We start from the raw sequence: 23,307 nt of genomic DNA, 5'->3' as shown, positions 1-23,307 counted from the left end.
CTCATTTTAGCGAGACGCGAACCCGGTCATGTGATCCAGATGCCGCCCGCGCGCCGGGTCCGGTGATGCACGGCGTCCTTCAGGAGCGTATCTCCTCCGGGCAGCACCAACGTCAGCCCGCGGCGCGCCCGGGTCGCGCCGGTATAGAGCAGTTCCCGCGTCAGCAGCGGTGATTTCCGGTCGGGCAGCACCAGCACGACCCGATCGAATTCCGACCCCTGGGATTTATGCACCGTCAGGGCGTAGACGGTTTCGACTTCCGGCAGCCGCGCCGGCGACACCCAGCGCACGGCCCCCGGAATCGTGCCGGCAAAGGCCACCCGGATCATCCAGGCCCCGTCCTGTTGCGGATCGGGCCTGGGCAAGGCCACGCCGATATCGCCGTTGGCCAGCCCCAGGGCAGCGTGATTGCGCAGCACCAGCACCGGCCGACCGGGATACCAGGTCTCGGCGGACGGCGCCAGCCAGCCGGCAGCCCGCAGATGGGATTCGATGCGCTGGTTCAAGCCCTGCGCACCCCAGGGGCCATCGCGCAAAGCGCACAGCACCTGGAACCGCGCCTGCTGCGCCAGGACGGCGCGGGCCCAATCGTCCCAGGCCAGAGCGGGCGCCCCCGGCGCGGGACGGTCCGCGCGCACGATCCGGCACAGGGCCGCGCAGCCCGAGTCGCCCAGCACGCCGCTGTCCCGCAACCAGGCATCCGGAACGGTCGCCGCCGACCCCGCCCGCAACAAGCCCAGGCCGGGCGGAGGCGCGCGCAACAACGTCGTCACGGCCCCGGCATCCCCCCGGTTCACGGCGGCGGCGAACCGGCCAATACCGCTGTCGGCCTGGAAACGGTGACTGTGGCGCAGCATGACCACGGCCTGATCCAGGGCGGTGCCGTCCGGATCCTGCCAGGATTCGGGCACGGTCTCGCCGCAGCATTCGAGCAGGCGATGGCACTGCGCCGGCGTGTAATGACCGCCTTCAGCGCGCTCGCACAATTCGCCCAGCATCGCGCCGGCCTCGACCGAGGCCAGCTGATCCTTATCCCCCAGCAGCACCAGACGCGCCTGCGTGGGCAAGGCGGCCAGGACGGCATCCATCATCTCGATGTCCATCATCGAGGCTTCATCGATCACCAGGACGTCCAGATCCAGGGGGTTGTGCGCATGAAATTCAAGACGCCGCGTGTCGGGCCGGCTGCCCAGAAGTCCGTGCAACGTGACGACCTGCGCCGGGACGCGATGAAGCGCGGCGCGCAATGGCGCATCGGCGGATTCCGCCAAACGTCCCAGCGCCCCGGCAATGGATTCATTCAAACGCGCCGCCGCCTTGCCCGTCGGCGCGGCCAGGCGGATACGCAGGCCGCTCGCGCGCCCGTGCGCCATGGCCAGCCCCTGCAGCACCGCCAGCAGACGCACGACCGTGGTGGTCTTGCCTGTTCCCGGCCCTCCCGTGACAATGCTGAAGCCCTGCAGCAAGGCCGTGGCGCAGGCGATTTTCTGCCAGTCCGGCGTCTCTGTGGCCGGTTCGGCAAAGATCCGATCCAGCCAGTGACGGATCCGGGCCGGCTCATGCGCCGGCGGCTGCGCGAGCCGCCGCTCGAGAGCCTCGCGGATCCGCCGTCCGGCACGCCAATAGCGGGCCAGGTACAGCCGCTGCCCATGCAGCACCAGCGGCTGCGGGCCATCGCCGTCGCCCACGAAATCGGCCTGCGCCAGCGCGGCGAGACAGCCCTCCAGCCCGCCCTCGATCCAGGCCGGCACACCGCTCCGGTCCGGCGCATCGTCGTCTGACGCATCTGCCTGCGGTTCGCACAGGGCATGCAGATCGAGGCTGGGATGTCCACGCGCCAGTCTGGCACTGCACAACACCGCCAGGCGCAGCGCCAACATGGGCGCCTGGGGCGACCGACGGGCCAGAAGGCGGCCAAAGGCCACATCCAGATCGCGCAGATCCTCTTCGGGCGGTCCGAACGCCAGCCAGTCGGGCCACTCAGTCATCATCCCCTCCTCGGCGCGCCCCGTCGAACAGCACGTCCAGCGCATCGATCAGTTCCGGCTCGGGCCGCAGCGCCACGATACCCTGCCCGGGCGTCTCCTGGCCGCGCAGGAACAGGTACAGCGCACCCCCCATGTGGCGCGCATAGTTGTAATCGGCCAGCCGGGCGCGCAACTGCCGGTGCAGCGCCAGCAGATACATCAGCATCTGGGCATCGTAGCGGGTCGCGCGCATGACCGCGGCCAGCGCCTCGGGTGCGTAGTCGGCGGCCTGGGAACCCAGGTCGTTGGATTTGTAATCGACCAGGTAATAGCGGCCATCGGCCTGAAGAACCAGATCGATGAAGCCCTTGAACATCCCGTTCAACCGGCCTGGCGCCAGGGCCGGCCGAACTGCGCCGCCAAAGGTGCCCCGGCACAACAGTGCATCCAGGGATTCGATGTCCACCTGGTGCGCGGGCAGCCAGAACTCCATCTCCGGCAGGCAGGCCTGCAGGCGGTCCAGCCGCAGCACGGGCGCTTCCGGCAGCGCCGGGCGCCATGGCGTCCGGATCAGGCGCAGCAACCAGTCGTGCAGCGCATCGATGTGCGCCTCCCAGCCGCGCACCGCACAGCGTCGGGCGATCAGATCCCGCACTTCGTCCAGGTCACGGAAATGACGCTTCGCCGCCCACTCCAGCAGGCCGTGCAGGAATGTCCCGGCCTCGCTGCCGCGCGGAAAATCCTGCAACCCCGAAACGACCGGTTCGGACGCCTGGGCCCCGGTCGCAAGCACCTGCGCAGGCTCGGCCTGACGGCCTTCGCGCAACACATCCTCGGCAGCTGTCTCAGGCGCGGCGGCATCGGCCAGGCACAAGCCGGAATAACTGGAAATCCACCAGGCCTGCCTGACGGCCGGCGCCGCCAGGTGGCGGGCGTCTCCGAGCGCCTCGCTGGCCGCATCGGTCAGGCGCGTCCGGTCCGCATCATCCGGCGAGGTCGCATCCCAGGCCATCAGCCCGGGATGGGCCTGCGTCATGGACGCCCAGGCGGCGTGCAGATCCTCGCCCAGGAGATGGCCGATGCCGCTGGCGCCAACGTCTTTGAGCGACCCCAGCGCCATCCAGACAGCATGCCGGGCGCGCGTCAGCGCCACATAGAGCTTGCGCACATCCTCGCCCAGACGCTCACGATCCAGGCGACGCAACTGATCGGCGTCCACCTCCATGATCCAGGCCCGGTCGTCTGATTCGGGCAGCAGATAGGGGCCTCGCCCGCCCTCGACACGCCGGGCCTTGCAGACAAAAGGCAGAAAGACCAGGGGATATTCCAGTCCCTTGGATTTGTGCACAGTCACGACCCGGACCAGATCCTCATCGCTTTCCAGGCGCAGGCGGCGGCCGTCCTCTCCCTGCGGGTTCAGGGACTGCTGGTGCAGATAACGCAGCACGGCCTGTTCCCCGTCCAGGTGGGCGGCGGCCTGCTGCAACAGTTCGGCCAGGTGCAGAAAATCGGTCAGGCGCCGCTCACCCTCATAACCATCGGCCAACAGCCGCGAAGGCACGTCGAAATCATGCAGCAGCCGGCGCAGCATGGGCAACACACCGCGCTGACGCCAGATCTGGCGATACTCCTGAAAACGTTCGACCTGGGCATCCCAGATGCGCTCGTCCTCCACCAACCGGTCCAATGCCGGCCAGTCCAGGCCCAGCGCCGGCGTGGCCAGGGCCGCGCGCACAGCGCGCTCGTCCTCAGGACGCGCGCAGGCGGCCAGCCACAGCGCCAGCTCTGCGGTCTGGGGCGACTCGTAGACGGAATCGTGTTCGGAGAGATAGACACTGCGCACCCCGACCCGGGCCAAGGCCTGACGCACGCTGCGCGCCTCGGCATGCGTGTTGACCAGAATGGCGATATCAGCGGGCCGCACCCGCGTCCACCCCGTCCCATCGCGCAGCCCCGCCGCATCGCCCTGTCCTGATTCATCGCCTTGATCCGCCCCGTGGTCCCGGCCCGCCTGGCCACGCAGGCCCGCCTCGTCGCGCAGACCCTGCCCCAGGATATCGGCTACACGCCGGGCGCAGCGCTCAGCCGCCTCCTGTACGTACAGGCCGGAGGGCAAGGGCTTGTCCGGCTCGGCCGGCCCGATCCAGCAGGCGCTCATGGCCGGGACCGGACGTCCCTGGATTTCCCAGCGTTCGGGCCGCCCTTGCGCCTGGACCGGATGAAAATCGATGGTCGCCGCCGGCACGCTCGTGGGAAAGGCCTGCGCGCCGCCCTGGATGAAGCACTGATTGACAGCCGCGACCATGGCCTCGGATGAACGATAGTTGCGCCCCAGGGTCTGGACCCGACCCGCGCAGGCCTGGCTGGCCCGCAGATAGGTATGCACGTCGGCGCCCCGGAAACCATAAATGGACTGCTTGGGATCGCCGATGAACACCAGCGCCGTCTCCGGATCATTGTCGGCAACCCGGTAGACCCGGTCGAAAATCCGGTACTGCACCGGATCGGTATCCTGGAATTCATCGATCAGCACCACCGGAAACTGCCGTCGCAAGGTCTGCGCCAGCCGGGCGCCCGAGGCGCCGGCCAGGGCCGCGTCCAGATTGCCGAGCAGGCCGTCGAATCCCAGCAGCGCCGCGCTGGACAGCGCCTGACGCAGCCGGCCCGACATCCAGGCCAGGGCGTGACGCAGCAATGTGGCGCGCACGGCGGGGAGCTCGTTCAGAGCGAGACGCAGGCGCGCCAGCGCCTCACTCGCGGGATGGGACGGCGCCACGCCCGCACCGCGCCATTTTTCCTCGATGCCCTGCGGTGTCAGACGGTCCCAACCGGTCTTCAGGTCCAGTTCGACCTGTTCGGGGCTCTGCGCCCAGGTTCGCAGGGCCTGCGCCCAGCGGCGCCTGTCCGTCGGCCGGATCCCCACATCGCCGCCCAGCGACATCAGCCAGCCTTCCAGCACATCCGCCTCCCCGACCCAGGGCGCCTTGAGCGCGGTCAGACGATGCTGTCGCAGCGTCCGATGGCGGACGAGCGCGTCGGCCAGACTTTCATCGGCGCCATCGGGCAGGGACTCGCGCGTGAGCAGGCCGGACAGCTCCATCAGCGCATCCGGCCCGGACCATACGGACAGCGTCTCGGCCAATGCCTCGGGCGGCAGCGGCGCCACATGCGCGCGCCAGTAATCCCAGGCGGCCTGGCGGATCTCGGCGCCCAGGTCAGGTTCGAGCCGCTGCTCGAACAGGCTGCCGCTGTCGAACGCATGCTCCTGCAGGACCCGGGCGCACCAGCCGTGGATGGTCGAAATGGCCGCCTCGTCCATGGACTGCGCCGCCAGGTCCAGCGTGCGGGCGCAGGCGGCCCACTGGTCCTGCGGCCATTCCTGCCGCAAGGCGGCCAGAAAAGGATCGACCGGGCGATCCTCCAGGGCATCCGGATCGTCCGCCTCGGCGAACCAGACCGCAGCCTGGGCCAGCCGGCCCCGGATGCGGTCACGCAGTTCCTGGGCGGCCGCATCAGTGAAGGTGAGCACCAGGATCTCGGCGGGCAGCCAGGGGCGCTGACCGCCATGCCCCAGCACCAGCCGGACATACAAGGCGGCGATCGTCCAGGTCTTGCCCGTCCCGGCGCTGGCTTCGATCAGGTGGCTGCCCCGCAGGGGAAACCGCAGCGGATCGACCTGAGGCATCACCGGCGCCGGATTCATGCGTCCTCCTGCGTCGTATCCGAGTACGGCAGAATGGCCCGCGATGCCGTGCCGTACAGCGTCCTGGCCCAGTCGAAGAATGCACCGTCTGCGCACAGCCGATCGAAATCGGGATAACAGCGCCGCAGATACAGGTCGTTGTCGACGCGCTGGGTATAAATGTTCTCGGCCTCACGCCACGCCTTGCTGCCGGGATCCGGATCGGCGCCCGCGCGCAGCCAGACACCCGCAGTGTCGATTTCCACAGGCAGGGCAACGCGCATGCCTTGCCGCCATGCGGCCCACAGGGCCTGCCATTGACTGGCGGCCTGATCCGGGTCCAGCGGCTCGAACCGCGCGCAGCCCTGGGGGCTGACGAGCACGGTCGTCAGCGACCGGCCATGAACATGCGCGGCCAGATGATCCAGCCATGCGGGCATCATGGGAGTGAGGCGGTAATGACGCTGGCGCACCAGGTGACTGGCCAGCAGCACGATCCGGCCCCACCGGCCCTGCCCGTCCTGGCGCCAGCCACCCAGCGTGTCCTCGAACAACACCTCGCTCTCGGGCACGACGCTCTCCATGCGCAACGCGGCATCGCAGGCCTGGGGCCAGGCCGCGCAAGCGCGGAGATAGGGATCGATGGTGGCCTGGACGCTCTCGTACAACGCCTCGGCGACCGCCTCGCCCAGGCCTCCGGCAACCAGGGCACCACGCTGACGCATGCGATCGAGACACGCCCGGAACACCGGCTCGGCCCTTGCCGGATCGGGGGCCTGCCGCAAGGCCTCGAGCAGTTCGGCGCGCAGTTTCCACTGGCCCAGTTTGTCCCGCACATAGGGCTCACCTTCGTCCAGATCGGGAGCCGGGGCCTCGAAAACCACCTGCAAACGCTGCTGGAAGAAAGCGCGCACGGGGTGGCGCAGGAACTGGCGCAACACCTCGAGCCGCAGCGCGGCATCCCGGGCCAATGACGGCAGGGCAGCCGGCGAAGGCGCGGGCGCTGCCGGCTGGCGGGCACGACGCCATTCGGCGGCATAGGTGAACAATGCGCCAGGTCCGGTCTGCGCCCGCCCGGGAAAATAGCGGCGGCTGAACGGTTGCAACGGATGATCCAGGCTCAGGGCCCGCGACAGGGATTCAGCGCCGTCCGAAGAACGCCAGCCCCGGTCCAGATGATCCATCAGCTGAGACACCAGCACGGAAGGCGGCTGGGGCGTATTGTCATGGATGCTGTGCCCGACCCAGGAAAGATACAGCTGGTCGCGCGCCGACAGCAGCGCTTCGAGGAACAGATAGCGGTCGTCCTCGCGCCGGGAACGATCTCCCGGGCGCGGATGCAGCGCCATCAGGTCGAAATCGGCCGGGACGCGCTGACGGGGAAAGGCGCCGTCCTGCATCCCCAGCAGGCAGACGCGCCGGAACGGAATGGCCCGCATGGGCATGAGTGTGGCAAACGTCACCGCCCCCGCGAAAAAACGTTGCGACAAGGCGGCCTGGTCCAGGCGCCCCAGGCAGTGCTCGACAACGATGGACACCGGCAGCGCCTCGTCGACGCCGGCCGTCTCGCACAGCAGCGCCCAATCCTGGAGGATTTCACGGAACCGCGCCAGCGTCTGTTCATCACCATCGGACAGCGGCAGAAAAAAATCATCAAGCAGGCATTGCAGCACCGAGACCCACCGGACCGGCGCGGCCTCCTGACGCAGCAAGCGCCAGTAATGGTCCAGTGTGTCCAGCAGGCGGGCCAGCGCGCCCAGCGCGCGGGCCCGCAACCCGCCCGTCTCGCCATAGGGTTCAATCGTTCCCCAGGCCGGCGCATCCGCGCCCGCCGCATAACCCAGCAGCATGCGTTCCAGGCCGAAATCCCAGGTATGTCCATGCGCGGCCTGCGGCGTCTGCGCCAGACCGAACCCGGCGCGATGCTCGGCATGCAGCCCCCAACGCACCTCGGCGTCCCGCGCCCAGGTCTGCAACAGCGGCAATTCATCATCCTCGATGCCGAACCGCGCCCGCAGCGCCGGCACGTCGAGCCACTCCAGGATCTCCTGAATGCCCAGGCGCAGAAGCGGCAGGGACAGCAACCGCTCCAGCACGATGACCAGCGGATCGGCCTGGCGCTGCCCCCGATCCGCCAGGGCGTAGGGCACGTGACGGCGATCCCGGGGACCATACTGGCCGAACACCGCCTGCACATGCGGCGCATAAGCCTCGATGTCGGGCACCATCACGATCACATCGCGCGGCTGCAGACCGGGATCGGCGGCGAAAGCCGCCAGCAACTGATCGTGCAGGATCTCGACCTCGCGCTCCGCGCTGTGGGCCACATGAAAACGCAGGGAGTCATCGTGCGCCGTATCCACTGCGGGCCAGAGCGCGCGCGTCTCGGCCAGGGGCCGCAGGTCGCGGATGTCGTCCTGCAACTGCGCCAGCAGCGTCTCTCCCGGCAGAGCCTCGAAGGCGTCGATCCGCTGATGCAGCGCCTCGAAAGCCAGGCCGCAGCGCGCCCGGTGCGCCGGGTCATCGATATCGTCGAGCAGGCCGATGAAATCACGCCCCTGACGCCCCCAGGAGGCCAGCAGCGGATGCGTCTGCTGGTGCAATGCGTTTTCATCCAGGACGTCGGGCATTCCCGGACGGCGCGCCTGGCGTCGGAAACGCGCGCGCAACAGATCGCGCCCGCCCAGGATATCGGCCCAGTAATGAGCGCAGGGATTGTTCACGCACACCAGGATCTGAATCCAGCGCGACAGGCCGGACAAGGCCTCCAGCGTCTGGCGCGGCATCGAGGATATGCCGAAAACCAGCAAGCGGCGCGGCAGACCGGCCGGGCGCGGAACATCGCCCGGCGCCCGGACCCGCGCCATGAAAGCCTCGTGCACGGCAGCGCGGCCGAGCGGCACGCGCTCATCGGCCCCCAGGTCGTCCAGCAGCGCGCGCCACAGGCGGGCCTGCCAGGCCTGGGACTCGGGTAAGGCCGGGTCATGTCCGAACGCATCGGGCAGGATCGCGGCGCCCCGGCTCCAGGCATCCAGCCAATCGGCCCGATAGACCTGATACTGATCGAACAGGTCTGCCAGCCGATGCGCCAGCTGATAGCGCTTGCGCACACCGGCATCGTCAGCCAGGAAGCGGGCCACCGGCTCGAAGCCGGGCTGGCCGGCCAGCGTCGGCAGCAGCCGCATCAGGCGCCAGGTCAGCGGATCCTTGTCCAGGGGAGATTGCTCGGGCACGGCGTGCGCGCCCAGCACGGCGCGATACGCCTGCCACATGAAACGCGACGGCAGCAGAAAATCCAGCGCGGCGGCAATGCCGCAGCCCTGATCGCGCTGCGCCAGCGCCAGCCTCAGCCACTGCGCGATGCCGTTGCTGTGCACCAGCAGACACTCATTTTCCAGGGGATCGAGCGGCGAATGGCGCAGCCACGCGACCAGGACTTCGCGCAATTGTTCCGCCCGATTGCCGTGGATCAGCATCAGCCCCGGTGTGAGTTCGGCCACGCCTGCTCCTCCATGATCCTGGCTCGTTCAGACTAGATCATAAAGGCTTTTGCCCGCCTGCCCGGCACGCGGACGGATCGACCCGTTGGGATTGCCGCGCATCGGGGTTATCCTTAGGGAACCCCTGAGGCGCTCCAGGGGCCTGTCCACCCCCCCCCTTTTCCATCGTCCGAGACCGTTGCAATGAATGCTGTATCGTCCCCCGCCCGGCCCGCCTACCAGACGGCCACCACTCCGGAGGAAATCCAGGCCAATCTGGCCGATATCCGCGCGCGCATCGACGCGGCCTGCGCGCGCACAGGCCGTGATCCGTCCGACGTGCGGCTGCTGCCCGTCAGCAAGACCGTGGACGAGGCCCGTATCCGCATGGCTCATGCGGCCGGCTGCCGCCTGCTGGGCGAGAACAAGGTCCAGGAGGCCTACGGCAAATGGGAGGCCATGGCCGACCTGACGGATCTGGACTGGGCGGTCATCGGCCATCTGCAGACCAACAAGGCCAGATTCGTGGCCCGATTCGCCCGGGAATTCCAGGCGCTGGACAATCTGCGCGTGGCCGAAGCCCTGGACCGGCGGCTGCAAGAAGAAGGCCGCAGCCTGGACGTCTTCGTCCAGGTGAATACATCGGGCGAGACCAGCAAGTTCGGCCTGGCACCCGAACAGGCGCTGGATTTCGCCCGCGCCCTGCCCGCCTGCGGAGCGTTGCGGGTGCGCGGTCTGATGACCCTGGCGCTGTTTTCCCCGGACGAGCACCGGGTACGCCCCTGCTTTCATCTGCTGCGCGCGCTGCGCGATCAGTTGCGCCAGGACGCGCCTCAAGGCGCGGATTTTGCCGAGCTTTCCATGGGCATGTCGGGCGATTTCGAATGGGCCATCGAGGAAGGCGCCACCACCGTGCGCGTCGGCCAGGCGATCTTCGGCGCCCGCAACCTGCCCGACAGCCATTACTGGCCCGAAGGCGGCGCCAGGCCCTGACCGACGCCTGCATACACGGATCGACCCATGATCACCCTGCCACTCCGCGCCCCCCGCCCCAACCTGCCCGCCTACGGGCGCGTCCTGCGCACCCTGGCGGTCTGTCTGCTGTGTCTGTGGCTGGCGGCCTGCACCAGCTCGGGCGGACCGAAAACCGCCCGGCCCGGTCCGGAAATCGATCCCGGAAAACGCACCGAAGTGGTCATGACAGCGCTCAGCCTGCTGGATACCCGCTATCGTTACGGCGGCGCTCAGGTCCAGCAGGGGTTTGATTGCAGCGGTCTGGTGAAATACGTATTCGGCACGGCCACGGGCGCCACCCTGCCCCACAACACCGATCAGATCGCCCGCATGAGCCGGCCCGTGTCGCGCAGCGACCTGAAGGCCGGCGACCTGGTGTTTTTCAACACACTGGGCCGGCCGAATTCGCATATGGGCATCTACCTGGGCGACGGGCGTTTCATCAACGCCCCCTCGACCGGCGGCCGGGTCCGCATCGACCGGCTGGACAACCCCTACTACAAACGTCACTACCAGTCGGTGGGAACGCTGTTCGCCCGATGAAAGGGACGCTGTTCGCCCGATGAAAGACACCCCAAAGGCCGGACCGGAGTCCGACTTTCGGGGTGCCGTTCAAGGACGCGAAGGGTCGATATGCCATGGCCGGCACATCATGACCGGCCCATCATGGTGACCAATGGATGATCAGGAATCGGCGGGCTCGTCCGACGGCGGTCGAGGCATGCGCATCTGCGACATTTTTTCGCGTTGTTCGGGCGTCAGCACCGCCTGGATCTCGGCGTGGGTCTGGGCGCGCAGCAACGCCAGCCGGGATTGCGCCTGGCCAAGGGCATCCGAGGCCTGCTTGGCCTTGGCCTCGTCAAAGGCACCGTCACGACCGACATCGCGCAGGGAATCGCGCGCGGCGCGCAGGGCTTTTTTCTGGTCATAGAAAGCTTGCGCCTTGTCCTGGCGGATCTTGAAGATCTTGTCCTGCTGTTCCTGGCTCAGATTCAGCGCGCGCATGCCGTGGTCTTTGCCAAAACGGCCACTATCGCCGCCTTTGTGGCCGAAAAAGCCATGCCCGCCTTTTTCTTTCTGGTGATGGCGGGGACCGCCGTCGCCGGACATGCCGGGCGACGCCGAAGCGGCCAGGGGCGCGGCAACCAGCGCGGCGGCCATGGCCAGGGCAGAAAGCGTGCGGGCTCGGGTGACGTGTGTGGTTTTCATGTGGGTCTTCCTTGTTTCCTGCGGCGCCCCATTGGTGCCGCATGGAGACAGATTAAAGACCGACTGCGGTGTAAAAATGAGCGAATCGTGAAGACTTCATGGAGAAGCGTCAGCGGATCCTGCAAGATCCAGCCGGTAACCCACCCCATAGACGGAACGGATCAGCTCTTCGTCGGGCCGTACGGCGGCCAGCTTGCGGCGCAGGTTCTTGACATGACTGTCCACGGTCCGGTCAGTGACGACGCGGCCATCATCATAAAGGCCATCCAGCACCTGATCACGGGAAAAGATGCGCCCCGGCTGACTGGCCAGCAGCACCAGCAGACGAAATTCCGCCGGGGTCAGGTCCAACGGCGTGCCGTCCAGACGAACGCTCCAGGCCCCCTCGTCGATGTCCAGCCCCCCGAGCTCGCGCGCCCTGGCGGGCGCCGGGTCCGCCGCGCTGCGGCGCAAAACCGCCTTGACGCGGGCCACGACTTCACGCGGACTGTAGGGCTTGCAGATGTAATCGTCGGCGCCCAGTTCAAGGCCCAGCAGACGATCGATCTCCTCGGTCCGGGCGGTGACCATGATGACCGGAATGGCCGTGTCGGCATGGATGTCCCGGCACAGATCGAGCCCGTCCCGGCCCGGCAGCATCAGGTCCAGCAGGACCAGATCGGGCGGCCATTGCGCGATCAGCGGCATGACGGCCAGGCCATCGTCCGCACAGCGCACCTCATAGCCGGCGGCCCGCAGATAGGTCCGCAACACCTCGGCCAGCTTGGGTTCGTCCTCGACCACCAGTATCCGCATGCCTCACTCCTCGCCCGTGGCGGAAAGGCCGGCGGGCGCATCCGCCACCCGCGCATCCGCCCGTTCGCGCATCCGTTCACCCGCCTGGTTGCTCATTCACCTGCCCGTTTGTTCTGGCGACCGTCCATCCGGGGCCATCGGATGCGGATCGCCACCCCGCCCAGATCGGAGGCAGTGGCTTCGATCTCGCCGCCGTGCGCCTGGACGATGGAACGGCAGATTGCCAGCCCCAGTCCCGATCCACCATACTGGCGACTGCGCGAGGACTCCACCCGGTAGAGGCGATCGAACAGACGGGGCCACTGATCCGCCGTCACCGAAGGCGCGGTATCGGCGATTTCCAGCAGAATGCCGTCCGTCTGCCGATGGGCCCGCAGGCGGACGCGCCCCGGGCTGTCGGTGTAGCGCAGACTGTTTTCCAGCAGATTGGCCAGCAACTGTTCCAGCCGGCGCTCGTCGCCCGACAGCCGCAGACCCGGCTCGATATCCCGCTCCAGCGTCAGGCCCGCGCGGGCGTACCGCTCCCGCACCGCATCGAGCGCACGCGCCAGCAGCACCGACAGGTCCAGTGGCTGCATGTGATAGTCCAGCGCGCCGGCATCGGCCAGGGACAACTCATACAGGTCATCCACCAGCCGGTTCAGGCGGCTGATTTCGTGCGCCAGCGAGGCCAGCGCGGCTTCGTCCGGCGCGCGCAGGCCATCTTGCAGCGCCTCGATTTCTCCGCGCAGCACGGCCAGCGGAGTGCGCAACTCATGGGACATGTCCGCCATCAATTCCCGGCGCAGGCGGGCATTGCGGGCCAGGCCGTGCGCCAGCCGGTTGAAATCGCGCGCCAGCCGCCCGAGCTCATCGGACGCGCCGACCCGCACTCGGGTATCGAAATCCCCGTCCACCAGCCGGCGGGTGGCCTGCGCGATGCGCCGCACCGGCACCAGCAGCAGGCGCGCCAGCAACAGGCTGACCAGTGTCGCGAGCAGTACGGACAGACCGACGATCACCCAGGTGGCGCGCAATTGCCGGGCCTGGAAACGACGGTCGATTTCATCGTTGACGACCATGGGCATGGGCGACGGGCTGAGCAGCCAGCCCACGGTCTGGTCCTCGACGGTCACGGGCCGCCGGATCAGTTTGGCGCCGGGAGGGACCGGCGGCCCAGCCAGCCAACTTTCATCGGCATCCAGCAGCGTGACGCGAGAAGGCGGACCGTCATGATGCCGGCTGCGGCCCCCCATCCGGGCGTCGTGCGGCATGCGCAGGCTGAGACCCCGGCGATCGCCGCCCTCGCCCAGAAAGCCCCAGCCCCCGGCCTCGACGTAATCGGCGGCCAGCGTCTGCGCCAGGCGGTCGAGCCGCTGGTTCTCGCGCTCCTGGATATAGTCATCGAACCCGCTGTCGAAACTGTAGCGCACGGCCATGCCCATGGCGAGCGCCACGACGATGCAGGTTGCCAGAATGGCCAGAAACAGCTTGAGGGTGATGCTCGATCGCATGACTTCTTTTCCGCTGGCGGAGAGACGCCCCCGCCGTCCCCGCTATCGTACCGTAGGCGACCCGGGTCTGACCGACGGACGGGGTCGCGGCAGGCTACACTCGGGCCGGAACCCCGGTTTTCAAGGAGATCCCGCGTGCCCCCATCCGCCACCTCATCCCCCTTCGCCTCCCTGCTCACCCGCTGCGCCCTCGAATGGCAAGTCTATTGCCAGCATGAATTCGTGCGCGCCCTGGCCGCCGGCACCCTGCCGGCCGAAGCCTTTCGCCATTATCTGCGTCAGGACTACCTGTTCCTGATCCACTTTGCCCGCGCCTGGGGGCTGGCCGTCTACAAGAGCCGCTCCCTGACCGAGCTGCGCCAGGGACTGGACAGCCTGAAAGCCATCGTGGACCTGGAAATGGGCCTGCATGTGGACTACTGCGCCCAATGGGGCATCGACGCGGACGAGCTGGAAAATTCGCCCGAAGCCCGCGAGACCATGGCCTACACCCGCTATGTCCTGGATGCCGGACATCGGGGCGATCTGCTGGATCTGCATGTGGCGCTCGCCCCCTGCCTGATCGGCTACGCCGATATCGCCCGCTGGATCGAGGCGCAGCCGTTCACCGTCCGGGGGCTGGCCAACCCCTACGAAGCCTGGATCGCCATGTACGCCAGCGACGAATTCCAGGTGGCGGCGCAGACCGAGCGGGACTGGCTGAACACGCGGCTGGCGGGTCAGACCGCCGAGCGCCTGGACGGGCTGGCAACCACGTTCCGCGACGCCACCCGTCTGGAGATCGATTTCTGGCAAATGGGGCTGGACGGCGCCTGAAACCGGCCTCCGGGATTACCCCTGGATCCGTTCCAGCGCCCGGGCCAGGGAATCCACGGTCCGCGCGACATTGTGCAGCTTGTCCAGCCCGAACAGGCCGATGCGGAAGGTCCTGAAATCCGCCGGCTCGTCGCAGGCCAGCGGCACACCGGCCGCGGCCTGCAGCCCAGCCTCGGCGAACTTGCGTGTCGTGTGGATGCCTTCGTCGGTGGTGTAGCTGACGACCACCCCGGGCGCCTCGAAACCGGGCGCCGCAACGCTCTTGAAGCCGTGTTCGCTCAACAGCGCGCGCACGGCCGCGCCCAGTTGCCGCTGCTCGGAGCGGACCCGGTCATAGCCGTAGGCCTCGGTCTCGGCCATCACATCGCGCAGCACGGCCAGCGAGTCCGTGGGCAGCGTGGTGTAGTAGGCGTGACCGCCTTTTTCGTAGGCCTCCATGATGCCCAGCCACTTGCGCAGGTCGCAGGCGAAACTGGTGCTCTGAGTGGTCTCGATGTGGCGGCGGGCGGCCTCGCCCAGCATCACCAGGCCGCAGCAGGCCGAAGCGGTCCAGCCCTTTTGCGGCGCCGAGATCAATACATCCACGTGCACGTCGCGCATGTCCACCCAGATCGTGCCCGATGCGATGCAGTCCAGCACGAACAGGCCGCCGACCTCGTGCACCGCATCGGCCACCTGACGGAGGTAGTCATCGGGCAGCAGGATGCCGGAGGCGGTTTCCACGTGGGCGGCGAAAACGACCTCGGGCTTGAACTCACGGATCGTCGCGACGACCTCGTCCACGGGCGGCGGCGCAAAGGGCGCCTGGCTGCCGGTCTCGATCGGACGGGCCTTGAGCACGCGCTCTTCGGAGGGGATGCCGCCGGCCTCGAAGATCTGGCTCCAGCGATAGCTGAACCAGCCATTGCGGATCACCAGACAGCGCCTGCCGGTGGCGAACTGCCGCGCGACAGCCTCCATGCCGAACGAGCCGCTGCCGGGGACCACGACGGCGGCATGCGCCCCGTACACCGACTTGAGCGTACGCGAAATATCGCGCATCACCTGCTGGAACGATGCGGACATATGGTTCAGGGCACGGTCGGTGTAGACCACCGAATATTCCAGCAACCCCTCGGGGTCGACATCAGGCAGTAATCCAGACATGAGCTTCTCCGACGAATGATGACCCGATTGTAGACCCTCAGGCACAGTACAATGCCGGGCGGACAGCAAGCGCCAGGAGAGACCCTATGACAGCACGCACGGCAGCAAGCGGAATCGCGGGCTGGCTCCGTGTTTCGCACATCTCGGCCGGCTTCATCGCCGTCCTGGTCGGCTACACCAGTTCCGTGGCCATCGTCTTTCAGGCCGCCAACGCCGCCGGCGCGCAGGATGCCCAGCTGGCCTCGTGGATGTGGGCGCTGGGCATCGGCATGGGCGTGACCTGCATCGGCCTGGCGCTGGCCTGGCGGGCCCCGGTGCTGACAGCCTGGTCCACCCCCGGGGCCGCGCTGCTGGCGACCAGCCTGGGCGATATCGGTCTGGCGCAATCCATCGGCGCCTTTCTCGCCTGCTCGGCCCTGATCACGCTATGCGGCATCACGGGCTGGTTCCAGAAAATCATGGACTGGGTGCCCCGGCATCTGGCCTCGGCCATGCTCGGCGGGATTCTGCTGCGCTTCGGCATGGACCTGTTCGTCTCCATGCAAGGCCGCCCGTTGCTGGTGGGCGTGATGCTGGTCGCGTTCCTGATGGCCAGGCGCCTGCTGCCGCGCTACGCCGTCCCGCTCGCCCTGGCCGCCGGGATCGTCTGCGCCGCCCTGCAAGGCGGCCTGGCCCTGTCCGGGCTCGACTGGACACCCGCCCGCCCCGTCTGGATGCCGCCGGCATTCTCGCTCTCGACCTTCGTGGGCGTCGCCCTGCCGCTGTTCATCGTCACCATGACATCGCAAAATGTCCCGGGACTGGCCGTGCTGCGCGCCAACGGCTATGCGCGCGTCCCCGCCTCGCCGCTGATTTCCTGGACGGGCGCGACCGGCATGCTGCTCGCCCCCTTCGGCGGCTTTGCCTTCAATCTGGCCGCCATCACCGCCGCCATCTGCATGAGCCCCGATGCCGATCCGGATGCCACGCAACGCTACAAGGCCTCGGTCTGGGCGGGTATCTTTTATCTGATCACGGGCATCTTCGGCGCCACGGTCGTGGCCCTGTTTGCCGCCTTCCCGCACGAACTGGTCGCGGCCATCGCGGGCCTGGCCCTGCTGGGCACGCTCAGCGGCAGCATTCACGACGCGCTGCAAGCGCCCGAACACCGCGAGGCCGCGCTCGTGACTTTCCTGGTGACGGCCTCGGGCATGAGCCTGCTGGGCATCGGCAGCGCCTTCTGGGGCCTGGCGCTGGGCAGCCTCTGCCATCTTGCCCTGAAACAGCGGTCATGAGACAGGGACACATCGATGCTCTTACAGGTCCAGCACCAATCGCGAGGTGCGGGCTCGTGAACAACACGGCGTGAACTGGTCATTGGCCGCATGCTCGGCCTCGGTCAGATAACTGTCCCGATGCTCCGGCACCCCTTCGCTCACTCCCGTCAGGCAAGTGCCGCAGATGCCCTCCTCGCAAGAGACCGGGATGAACACCCCCTGCCGGTCCAGTGCCGAGGTGACAGTCTCGTCGGCCGGAATATCGAAAACTTCGCCCGTGCTGGCCAACTGGACCTGGAAAGCCACATCGCCCGCGCCGGGGGCAGCGGGGCGCTGGTCCTCATCCAGCGCAAAGCGTTCGAAATGAATCCGGGTCTCGTCCACCCCCGCCGCCCGCGCCTGATCGCGAATGAAATCGATGTAGCCGGACGGCCCGCAGACATAGACATGGGTCTGCGCATCGGCCGCCGCCAGGACCGCTTGCGCATCCAGGGCCGTCTGCGGCTCATCATCGAAATGCACCCGGGTCTGATCGGCCAGATCCGGCCCGAGCACTTCATCCAGGAAAGCGGCGCGCGCGCGCGAACGGCTACTGTAGTGCAGCTCGAACTCCGCATCGATGGCCCGCAAGTGACGCGCCATGCACAGCAGCGGCGTGACCCCGATGCCGCCGGCAAACAGCAGGCTGCGTCCGGCCGGCGCCAGGGGAAAACGATTGCGCGGCAGACTGATGCGCAGCAGATCCCCCTCATGGACCCGCTCATGCACGGCAGCCGACCCGCCCCGCGACGGCAGTTCGCGCAAGACACCGATCTGGAAACGCGCGCGCTGTCGGCTGTCGTTGAGCAGGGAATACTGGCGAATGAACCCTCCCGGCAGATGCACGTCGATATGCGCGCCCGGTGAGAATGCCGGCAAGGGCCGGCCCTCGGGATCCACGAGTTCGAGGCAGACAACGTCCTGGGCGACCTGGCGCTTGCCTGCAACCTTCACGGTCAGGGATTCGGTGGTCATGTCATTCACTTTGCAGGCGGCCTTACAGACGCACGGATCCGTCGGCCCCAGGCCGATGCCGCAGGCATGCCTGCACGCCTCGCAGGTCGGGTTCATCCGGTCGTCGGTCATCGGTCATCGGCTGATCATCACAACCGATATGATAAAGCCCATCGCGCCGCGAACCACATCAACAGCGCACCGCCTTACGCCCCGGCGGATCGACCAGGCCCTCATCAGAACATTGGGCGATCCTAGCCGGGGATTGATCAAGCATCCCTGGACGGCAGATTAAAGATCCTAGAAGAACCCGAGCGCATCAGGGCTGTAGCTGACCAGCAGGCACTTGGTCTGTTGGTAGGCATCCAGCGCCATCTTGTGCGTCTCACGGCCGATCCCGGACTGCTTGTAGCCGCCGAACGCCGCGTGCGCCGGGTACAGGTGATAGCAGTTGGTCCAGACCCGGCCGGCCTGAATCTGGCGTCCGACCCGGTAGGCCTGGGAACCGTCGCGCGTCCACACCCCCGCCCCCAGACCATAGTCGGTGTCGTTGGCGATGGCGATGGCCTCGTCCTCGTCCTTGAACGTCATGACAGAGGCAACCGGGCCGAAGATCTCCTCCTGGAAGACGCGCATGTCGTTCTCGCCGAACAGCAGCGTCGGTTTGATGTAGAACCCCTCGTCCAGCCCCTTGCCGGGTGCGTTGCGCGCGCCGCCCGTCAGACAGCGGGCGCCTTCCTCGCGGCCGATGTCGATGTAGCCCAGGATCTTGTCCATCTGCGCCTTGGAAACCTGGGCTCCCAGCATGGTCGATGCATCCAGAGGGTGGCCGGTCTTCATGGACTCGATCCGTTTGATGGCGCGCTCGATGAAACGCTCGTAGATCGATTCCTGGATCAGAATGCGCGAGGGGCAGGTGCAGACCTCGCCCTGGTTCAGGGCGAACATGCTCAGGCCTTCCAGTGCCTTGTCAAAGAAAGCGTCCTCCTGGTCCATTACGTTGGCGAAGAAAACATTAGGGCTCTTGCCGCCCAGTTCCACCGTGCTGGGAATCAGATTGTCGGCGGCCGCATGCAGGATGTGCTTGCCGGTCGGCGTCGACCCCGTGAAAGCGATCTTGGCGATGCGCTGGCTGGAGGCCAGTGCCGCGCCCGCTTCCTTGCCAAAACCGTTGACGATGTTCAGCACGCCCGGCGGCAGCAGGTCGCCGATCAGCTCCACCAGCACCAGGATCGAGGCAGGCGTCTGCTCGGCAGGCTTGAGCACCACGCAATTGCCCGCCGCCAGCGCCGGGCCGAGCTTCCATGCCGCCATCAGGAGGGGAAAATTCCAGGGAATGATCTGTCCCACGACCCCGAGGGGCTCATGAAAATGGTAGGCCACCGTGGTCTTGTCGATTTCCGAGATGCCACCTTCCTGGGCCCGGATGCAACCGGCGAAATAACGCAGGTGATCGATGGCCAGCGGCAGGTCCGCGGCCATGGTCTCGCGCAGCGGCTTGCCATTGTCGATGGTCTCGGCCACCGCCAGCAGGCGCAGGTTCTGTTCGATGCGATCGGCCATGCGCAGCAGAATGCCGGCGCGCTCGGTCACCGAGGTCTCGCCCCAGGCCTTGCGCGCCGCGTGAGCGGCATCCAGCGCCGCATCGACGTCGGTCGCGTCCGAACGCGGCACCTCGCAGAACACCTGTCCGGTGATCGGCGACAGATTGTCGAAATACTGTCCCGCCATCGGCGCCACCCAGCGCCCGCCAATGTAATTCTCGTAGTGTTTCTTGTAGGGAAAGCCGATATCGATGCCAAAGTGCTTCAGGTCGGTCATGTCCATGTCTGTCTCCTGATGGGTTGACCGGATGCCGCGCGCACGGAATCCGGATGCGCCGCCGCGACACGCGATGGCGCTCACGCCATTCAAGCAAGTCTCATGCCAATTCGTGTGAATACCGCCTGCATCGCCACAACGCGGCAACGGAGCGCAGCAGCGCCCCCGCCCGGGCAGGCCGGAGTGCGGTTTCCTGTCGTTACCCACCCGTCCTTCAAAAGGCCCTGCGACAGTGGCATACTGGACTCGAATCGGCTTTCAAAACATAGGTTTGTCGCACTTTGCGACACCGCGCGCCGCAAACAGCGACAGGCTCCGCCGCGGAGCGCGACAGTGTCCGCGACATCTCCGGATGGGGAATCTCATGCAGGCACCGCCCACGATCCACCTGGCACCAGACACCCGCACGCACGCCGCGACACGCATCCACCAGTCCTGGGCGCGCTGCGCCGGCCTCGACCCCGCATTGCTGGCCGACCCCAACCCGATACCCCGCGCCGACCTGAATCTGCGTCGCGAGGCCCATCAGCATCTGCTGTACCAGGCCGAGCCCAGCCTCGATGCGCTGGGCGCGTTCGCGGATTCCGCAGACAGTGTCGTGCTGCTGGCCGACGCCAGCGGCCTGATCCTGCATGAGCGCGGCAGCCACAGTTTTCAGGACAAGGCGCGCCGTGTGGCGCTGCAACCCGGGGTCAGCTGGGCCGAGTCACTGCGCGGCACCAACGCCATCGGCACAGCCTTGCACGATGGCAGTGCCGTGCGTATCCACGGGACGGAGCATTTCCTGGCCTGCAACAGCATCCTCAGTTGCCATGCTGCCCCTATCTTCTCGGCCACGGGCGCGATCCTCGGCATTCTGGATCTGTCCGGTCCGGCCGATGACATGCACGATTACGTGCTGGCCCTGGTGCAGCGCATGGCGCGGGGAATCGCAGACCGGCTCCTGGGTGAAAGCCCTCTGCGCAGACTGAACTTCCGCCTCGGCCAGGGGCCGCAGGACGACGAACACGCCCTGCTCCTTCTGGACGACGAGGCCCGCATCGCCGGCGCCAACGAGGCGGCATTGCGGGCGCTGGATGCCGACTGGAGCCGCCTCATCGGCACACCCTGCGCGCAATGGATCGACGGGCCGTTGCATGCTCGGGACACACTGCTGCACCGGCACGATGGCCAGCCATTGACCGGCCGCCTGATCCTGCCCCCGCGCGCGTCGACATGGGCCGCGCCCGCTGCGCGCACCCCCAGCCCCTCGGCCCCGACGCGCGCTCGCCCGGCTGCCCCCCCGCTTCCCGAGCCCGATGTCGTCAGCAGCCCCCTGCTGGATCAGGCGGTCCGCGCCCTGGACTCGGGCCTGGCCGTTCTGCTGTGTGGCGAAACAGGCACCGGCAAAGAAGTCCTGTCGCGCCACATCCATGCCCGCAGCCTCTGGCGCGCTGGCCCTTTCATCGCCATCAACTGCGCCGCCCTGCCCGAGCATCTGATCGAATCCGAGCTCTTCGGCTACGATCCAGGCGCCTTCACCGGCGCACGGCGCGAAGGCGCGCGCGGCCTGCTGAGGCAGGCGCAAAGCGGGGTGCTGTTCCTGGACGAGATCGGCGACATGCCACTGGCATTGCAAACCCGGCTGTTGCGGGTTCTGCAAGAACGCGAGGTCCAGCCGCTAGGATCGGACAAACGGGTGCCCCTGGAATTCGGTCTGGTCAGCGCCAGTCACCAGAATCTCAAGATGCTCGTGGCCCAGGGACGGTTCCGCGCCGACCTGTATTACCGCTTGCAGGACATGCCGCTGCATCTGCCGCCGCTGCGAACCCGGATCGATCTGGCCACCTTCATCGGCGGGGCCTACCACGCCCTGGGGGGCCACCTGGCCGATGATGCGCTGACCCTCCTGGCGCGACATGACTGGCCGGGCAACTACCGGGAACTGTTCAGTATCCTGCGGCGGCTGCGCTGCCAGTACCCCGGACCTGCGCCCGTCGCGGCCGACGGCCTGCCCCCGGACATCACCTCACCGGGGGTCGGATCACCGGACGTCGCGCCGTCACATGTTGTCGCATGGTCACCGGATGCCGCATCGTTGGATCAAGGGCGCGCCGATTCCAGCGGCCACAGGGGCGGTGACACCAGCTCCCCTGCCGCCTCCGGACCGGGCGCGGCGCCTGCCGCCGAACTGCGCACACTGGAGCGACAAGCCATCGAACAGGCGCTCCGCGCCTGTCAGGGGAACATCAGCCACGCTGCGCATCGCCTGGGCATCCACCGCAGCACGCTCTATCGCAAGCTGAACAGATAGAGTGCAATGCTCCACTCGATCTACCAGACAAAGCGCACACCCACGCGCCCGCTGATGCTTTCATGGGCGGTATCACTGCCCCGGTACACGTCGGTGCCGCCACTGAACGCGCGCGCGTAGCGCACATCCCCGTACAGGTAGGCCGACTTGCCCAGCGGGAACTGCGCGCCCACGCCCAGCTCGCCCCACGTGCGCCTGTAGGTCTCGCGCAGCTCGTCGCGTCCAAGACTCGCCTCGGACTTGTTGCCCGTGAAGTCATGCAGCACGTTGGCCGTCACGTAGAACGTGTGGGTGCGCTGCTCGCCGTTGTCGTTGTTGTAGGCCAGCCGCGCCCCGAGCCGGCCGCGCAGGGTGCCGCCGCTCTGGTCGTCGATCGTGCGCACATCGTCATCGAAGTCGTTCAGATGCACGTACTGATAGGACAGCTGCGCCTGCGGCTCGATCTGCCAGTGGCTGTCGCCCAGCCGCCACGGACGGCCCACCTCCACCGACACGCCCAGCCCGTAGCCGTTCTGGCTGGCCGAACCGCTGCCACTGTCGTAGGTGTTGTGGATGCCCGAGAGGTTGCCCACCAGGTCCAGATAGGTGCCGTTGGCGCTGTACCAGGTGCTGTAGGCTCCCAGCGAGTACATGTCGGTCGTGCCCGTGCCCACATGCTTGCGGTCGGTGACCACGCCGTTCTCGGCGCGGTACCTGTCGTAGAAGTCGTGATCACCCCGGCTGTAGGTCACCATTACGCCGAGGTGCTGGTGATTGCGCTCCTCATCCGTGCGCACCCGCAGATCGGTGCCGAACTGGATGAAACTGTCCTTGGTGGCGTAACCGAAGCGGTTCTCGCCCTGCTCCTTCAGGTCGGTGACGTTCAGACGGCCCCAGACCGGGTGGGGACGCTTGCCCGCCGCCGTGCGCTCGCGGTAATCCGCGCACACCATGCCACAGTCATCCCAGGCCCAGGTCTGCTGCTCGCCCACGCGTTCGTGCAGCTTGCCCAGTTGCTCCAGCCCCATCTCGCGGTCGATGCGCGACATCTGCACGTAGCCCGAGGTGCCGGGGGTGTAGATGGGAACTTCAGGTTCAGTCTCGGGCTGCGGCACCTTGGCCGACAGCGTCCAGTAATAGTTGCTGGCGCCATTGGCGTCATCGCGCTGCGCAAGCTGTGCCTGGCCCGCATTGGTCGTCTCGGCCGAACCGACAAAGGTGCCCGCCTTGTTCAGATCGGTGCCCTGCACCGTGACCACCGGAGCGAGCCATTGGCCATTCTTGGCGGGTCCGCCTATCTCACTTTGCGTCACGTTGCCGATGATGCCATCGGGCACGGAGACCGTGGTCACGCCATCGGCATC

General features: G+C 67.4%; 15 protein-coding genes. 5 read left to right on the top strand and 10 right to left on the bottom strand.

Features of this window, described 5'->3' with window-relative positions; genetic code table 11:
* Nucleotides 1–26: 26 nt before the first annotated feature.
* From recD to recC, 3 genes are read right to left on the bottom strand one after another with little or no spacing between them, the layout of a single operon-like run.
* Nucleotides 27–1,988: an exodeoxyribonuclease V subunit alpha gene (gene recD, locus ACK5JE_RS09845; protein ID WP_416801535.1), complete on the bottom strand. Its 1,962-nt coding sequence runs from the start codon at nucleotides 1,986–1,988 to the stop codon at nucleotides 27–29.
* The gene (gene recB, locus ACK5JE_RS09840; RefSeq protein ID WP_416801534.1) at nucleotides 1,981–5,670 is read right to left on the bottom strand and encodes an exodeoxyribonuclease V subunit beta; all 3,690 of its coding nucleotides are present in this window, start codon (nucleotides 5,668–5,670) and stop codon (nucleotides 1,981–1,983) included. The genes recD and recB overlap by 8 nt, the downstream gene beginning before the upstream one ends.
* A complete protein-coding gene (gene recC / locus ACK5JE_RS09835) occupies nucleotides 5,667–9,149 on the bottom strand; it encodes an exodeoxyribonuclease V subunit gamma (RefSeq protein WP_416801533.1) in 3,483 nt (1,160 codons plus the stop codon). The genes recB and recC overlap by 4 nt, the downstream gene beginning before the upstream one ends.
* 183 nt (nucleotides 9,150–9,332) lie before the next feature.
* Here recC and ACK5JE_RS09830 point away from each other — a divergent pair, with 183 nt between their 5' ends.
* Together ACK5JE_RS09830 and ACK5JE_RS09825 are read left to right on the top strand one after the other, a co-directional pair.
* Nucleotides 9,333–10,121, top strand: coding sequence for a YggS family pyridoxal phosphate-dependent enzyme (locus ACK5JE_RS09830; protein WP_416801532.1), 789 nt, complete (start codon nucleotides 9,333–9,335; stop codon nucleotides 10,119–10,121).
* Nucleotides 10,122–10,148: 27 nt separating this feature from the next.
* The gene (locus ACK5JE_RS09825; protein ID WP_416801531.1) at nucleotides 10,149–10,685 is read left to right on the top strand and encodes a C40 family peptidase; all 537 of its coding nucleotides are present in this window, start codon (nucleotides 10,149–10,151) and stop codon (nucleotides 10,683–10,685) included.
* 141 nt (nucleotides 10,686–10,826) lie between these two features.
* Here ACK5JE_RS09825 and ACK5JE_RS09820 read toward each other — a convergent pair whose 3' ends face one another.
* The 3 genes from ACK5JE_RS09820 to ACK5JE_RS09810 form a co-directional block, all read right to left on the bottom strand.
* The gene (locus ACK5JE_RS09820) at nucleotides 10,827–11,351 is read right to left on the bottom strand and encodes a Spy/CpxP family protein refolding chaperone (RefSeq protein WP_416801530.1); all 525 of its coding nucleotides are present in this window, start codon (nucleotides 11,349–11,351) and stop codon (nucleotides 10,827–10,829) included.
* A 96-nt stretch (nucleotides 11,352–11,447) separates the two neighbouring features.
* On the bottom strand, nucleotides 11,448–12,146 hold the full coding sequence (locus tag ACK5JE_RS09815; protein WP_416801529.1) for a response regulator: 699 nt from the start codon (nucleotides 12,144–12,146) through the stop codon (nucleotides 11,448–11,450).
* Between the two features lie 92 nt (nucleotides 12,147–12,238).
* Nucleotides 12,239–13,639, bottom strand: coding sequence for an ATP-binding protein (locus ACK5JE_RS09810; RefSeq protein ID WP_416801528.1), 1,401 nt, complete (start codon nucleotides 13,637–13,639; stop codon nucleotides 12,239–12,241).
* 135 nt (nucleotides 13,640–13,774) lie between these two features.
* Between ACK5JE_RS09810 and tenA the strand changes: the two genes are divergently transcribed.
* The gene (gene tenA, locus ACK5JE_RS09805) at nucleotides 13,775–14,455 is read left to right on the top strand and encodes a thiaminase II (protein WP_416801527.1); all 681 of its coding nucleotides are present in this window, start codon (nucleotides 13,775–13,777) and stop codon (nucleotides 14,453–14,455) included.
* Between the two features lie 15 nt (nucleotides 14,456–14,470).
* On the opposite strand, the gene ACK5JE_RS09800 is transcribed toward tenA, so the two are convergent.
* Nucleotides 14,471–15,601, bottom strand: a complete 1,131-nt coding sequence (locus ACK5JE_RS09800) for an alanine--glyoxylate aminotransferase family protein (RefSeq protein ID WP_416801526.1) — start codon at nucleotides 15,599–15,601, stop codon at nucleotides 14,471–14,473.
* 86 nt (nucleotides 15,602–15,687) lie between these two features.
* Here ACK5JE_RS09800 and ACK5JE_RS09795 point away from each other — a divergent pair, with 86 nt between their 5' ends.
* Complete coding sequence (locus ACK5JE_RS09795) at nucleotides 15,688–16,875, top strand: benzoate/H(+) symporter BenE family transporter (protein ID WP_416801525.1); 1,188 nt, start codon at nucleotides 15,688–15,690, stop codon at nucleotides 16,873–16,875.
* Nucleotides 16,876–16,896: 21 nt separating this feature from the next.
* On the opposite strand, the gene ACK5JE_RS09790 is transcribed toward ACK5JE_RS09795, so the two are convergent.
* Both ACK5JE_RS09790 and ACK5JE_RS09785 read right to left on the bottom strand, forming a co-directional pair.
* Nucleotides 16,897–17,871, bottom strand: a complete 975-nt coding sequence (locus ACK5JE_RS09790; RefSeq protein WP_416801524.1) for a PDR/VanB family oxidoreductase — start codon at nucleotides 17,869–17,871, stop codon at nucleotides 16,897–16,899.
* A 279-nt stretch (nucleotides 17,872–18,150) separates the two neighbouring features.
* Entirely contained in the window at nucleotides 18,151–19,677 is a 1,527-nt protein-coding gene (locus tag ACK5JE_RS09785; RefSeq protein ID WP_416801523.1) for an aldehyde dehydrogenase family protein, read from the bottom strand.
* A gap of 358 nt (nucleotides 19,678–20,035) precedes the next feature.
* Here ACK5JE_RS09785 and ACK5JE_RS09780 point away from each other — a divergent pair, with 358 nt between their 5' ends.
* Nucleotides 20,036–21,964, top strand: a complete 1,929-nt coding sequence (locus tag ACK5JE_RS09780; RefSeq protein WP_416801522.1) for a sigma-54-dependent Fis family transcriptional regulator — start codon at nucleotides 20,036–20,038, stop codon at nucleotides 21,962–21,964.
* 20 nt (nucleotides 21,965–21,984) lie between these two features.
* Here ACK5JE_RS09780 and ACK5JE_RS09775 read toward each other — a convergent pair.
* The coding region (locus ACK5JE_RS09775) for an autotransporter outer membrane beta-barrel domain-containing protein (RefSeq protein WP_416801521.1) at nucleotides 21,985–23,307 on the bottom strand (1,323 nt) is incomplete at its 5' end.

The organism is Castellaniella sp., assembly GCF_047971665.1.
Taxonomy (GTDB): Bacteria; Pseudomonadota; Gammaproteobacteria; order Burkholderiales; family Burkholderiaceae_B; genus Castellaniella.
Note: the sequence above shows the minus strand (reverse complement) of the source record. Positions and strands in the feature narration are given on the sequence as shown.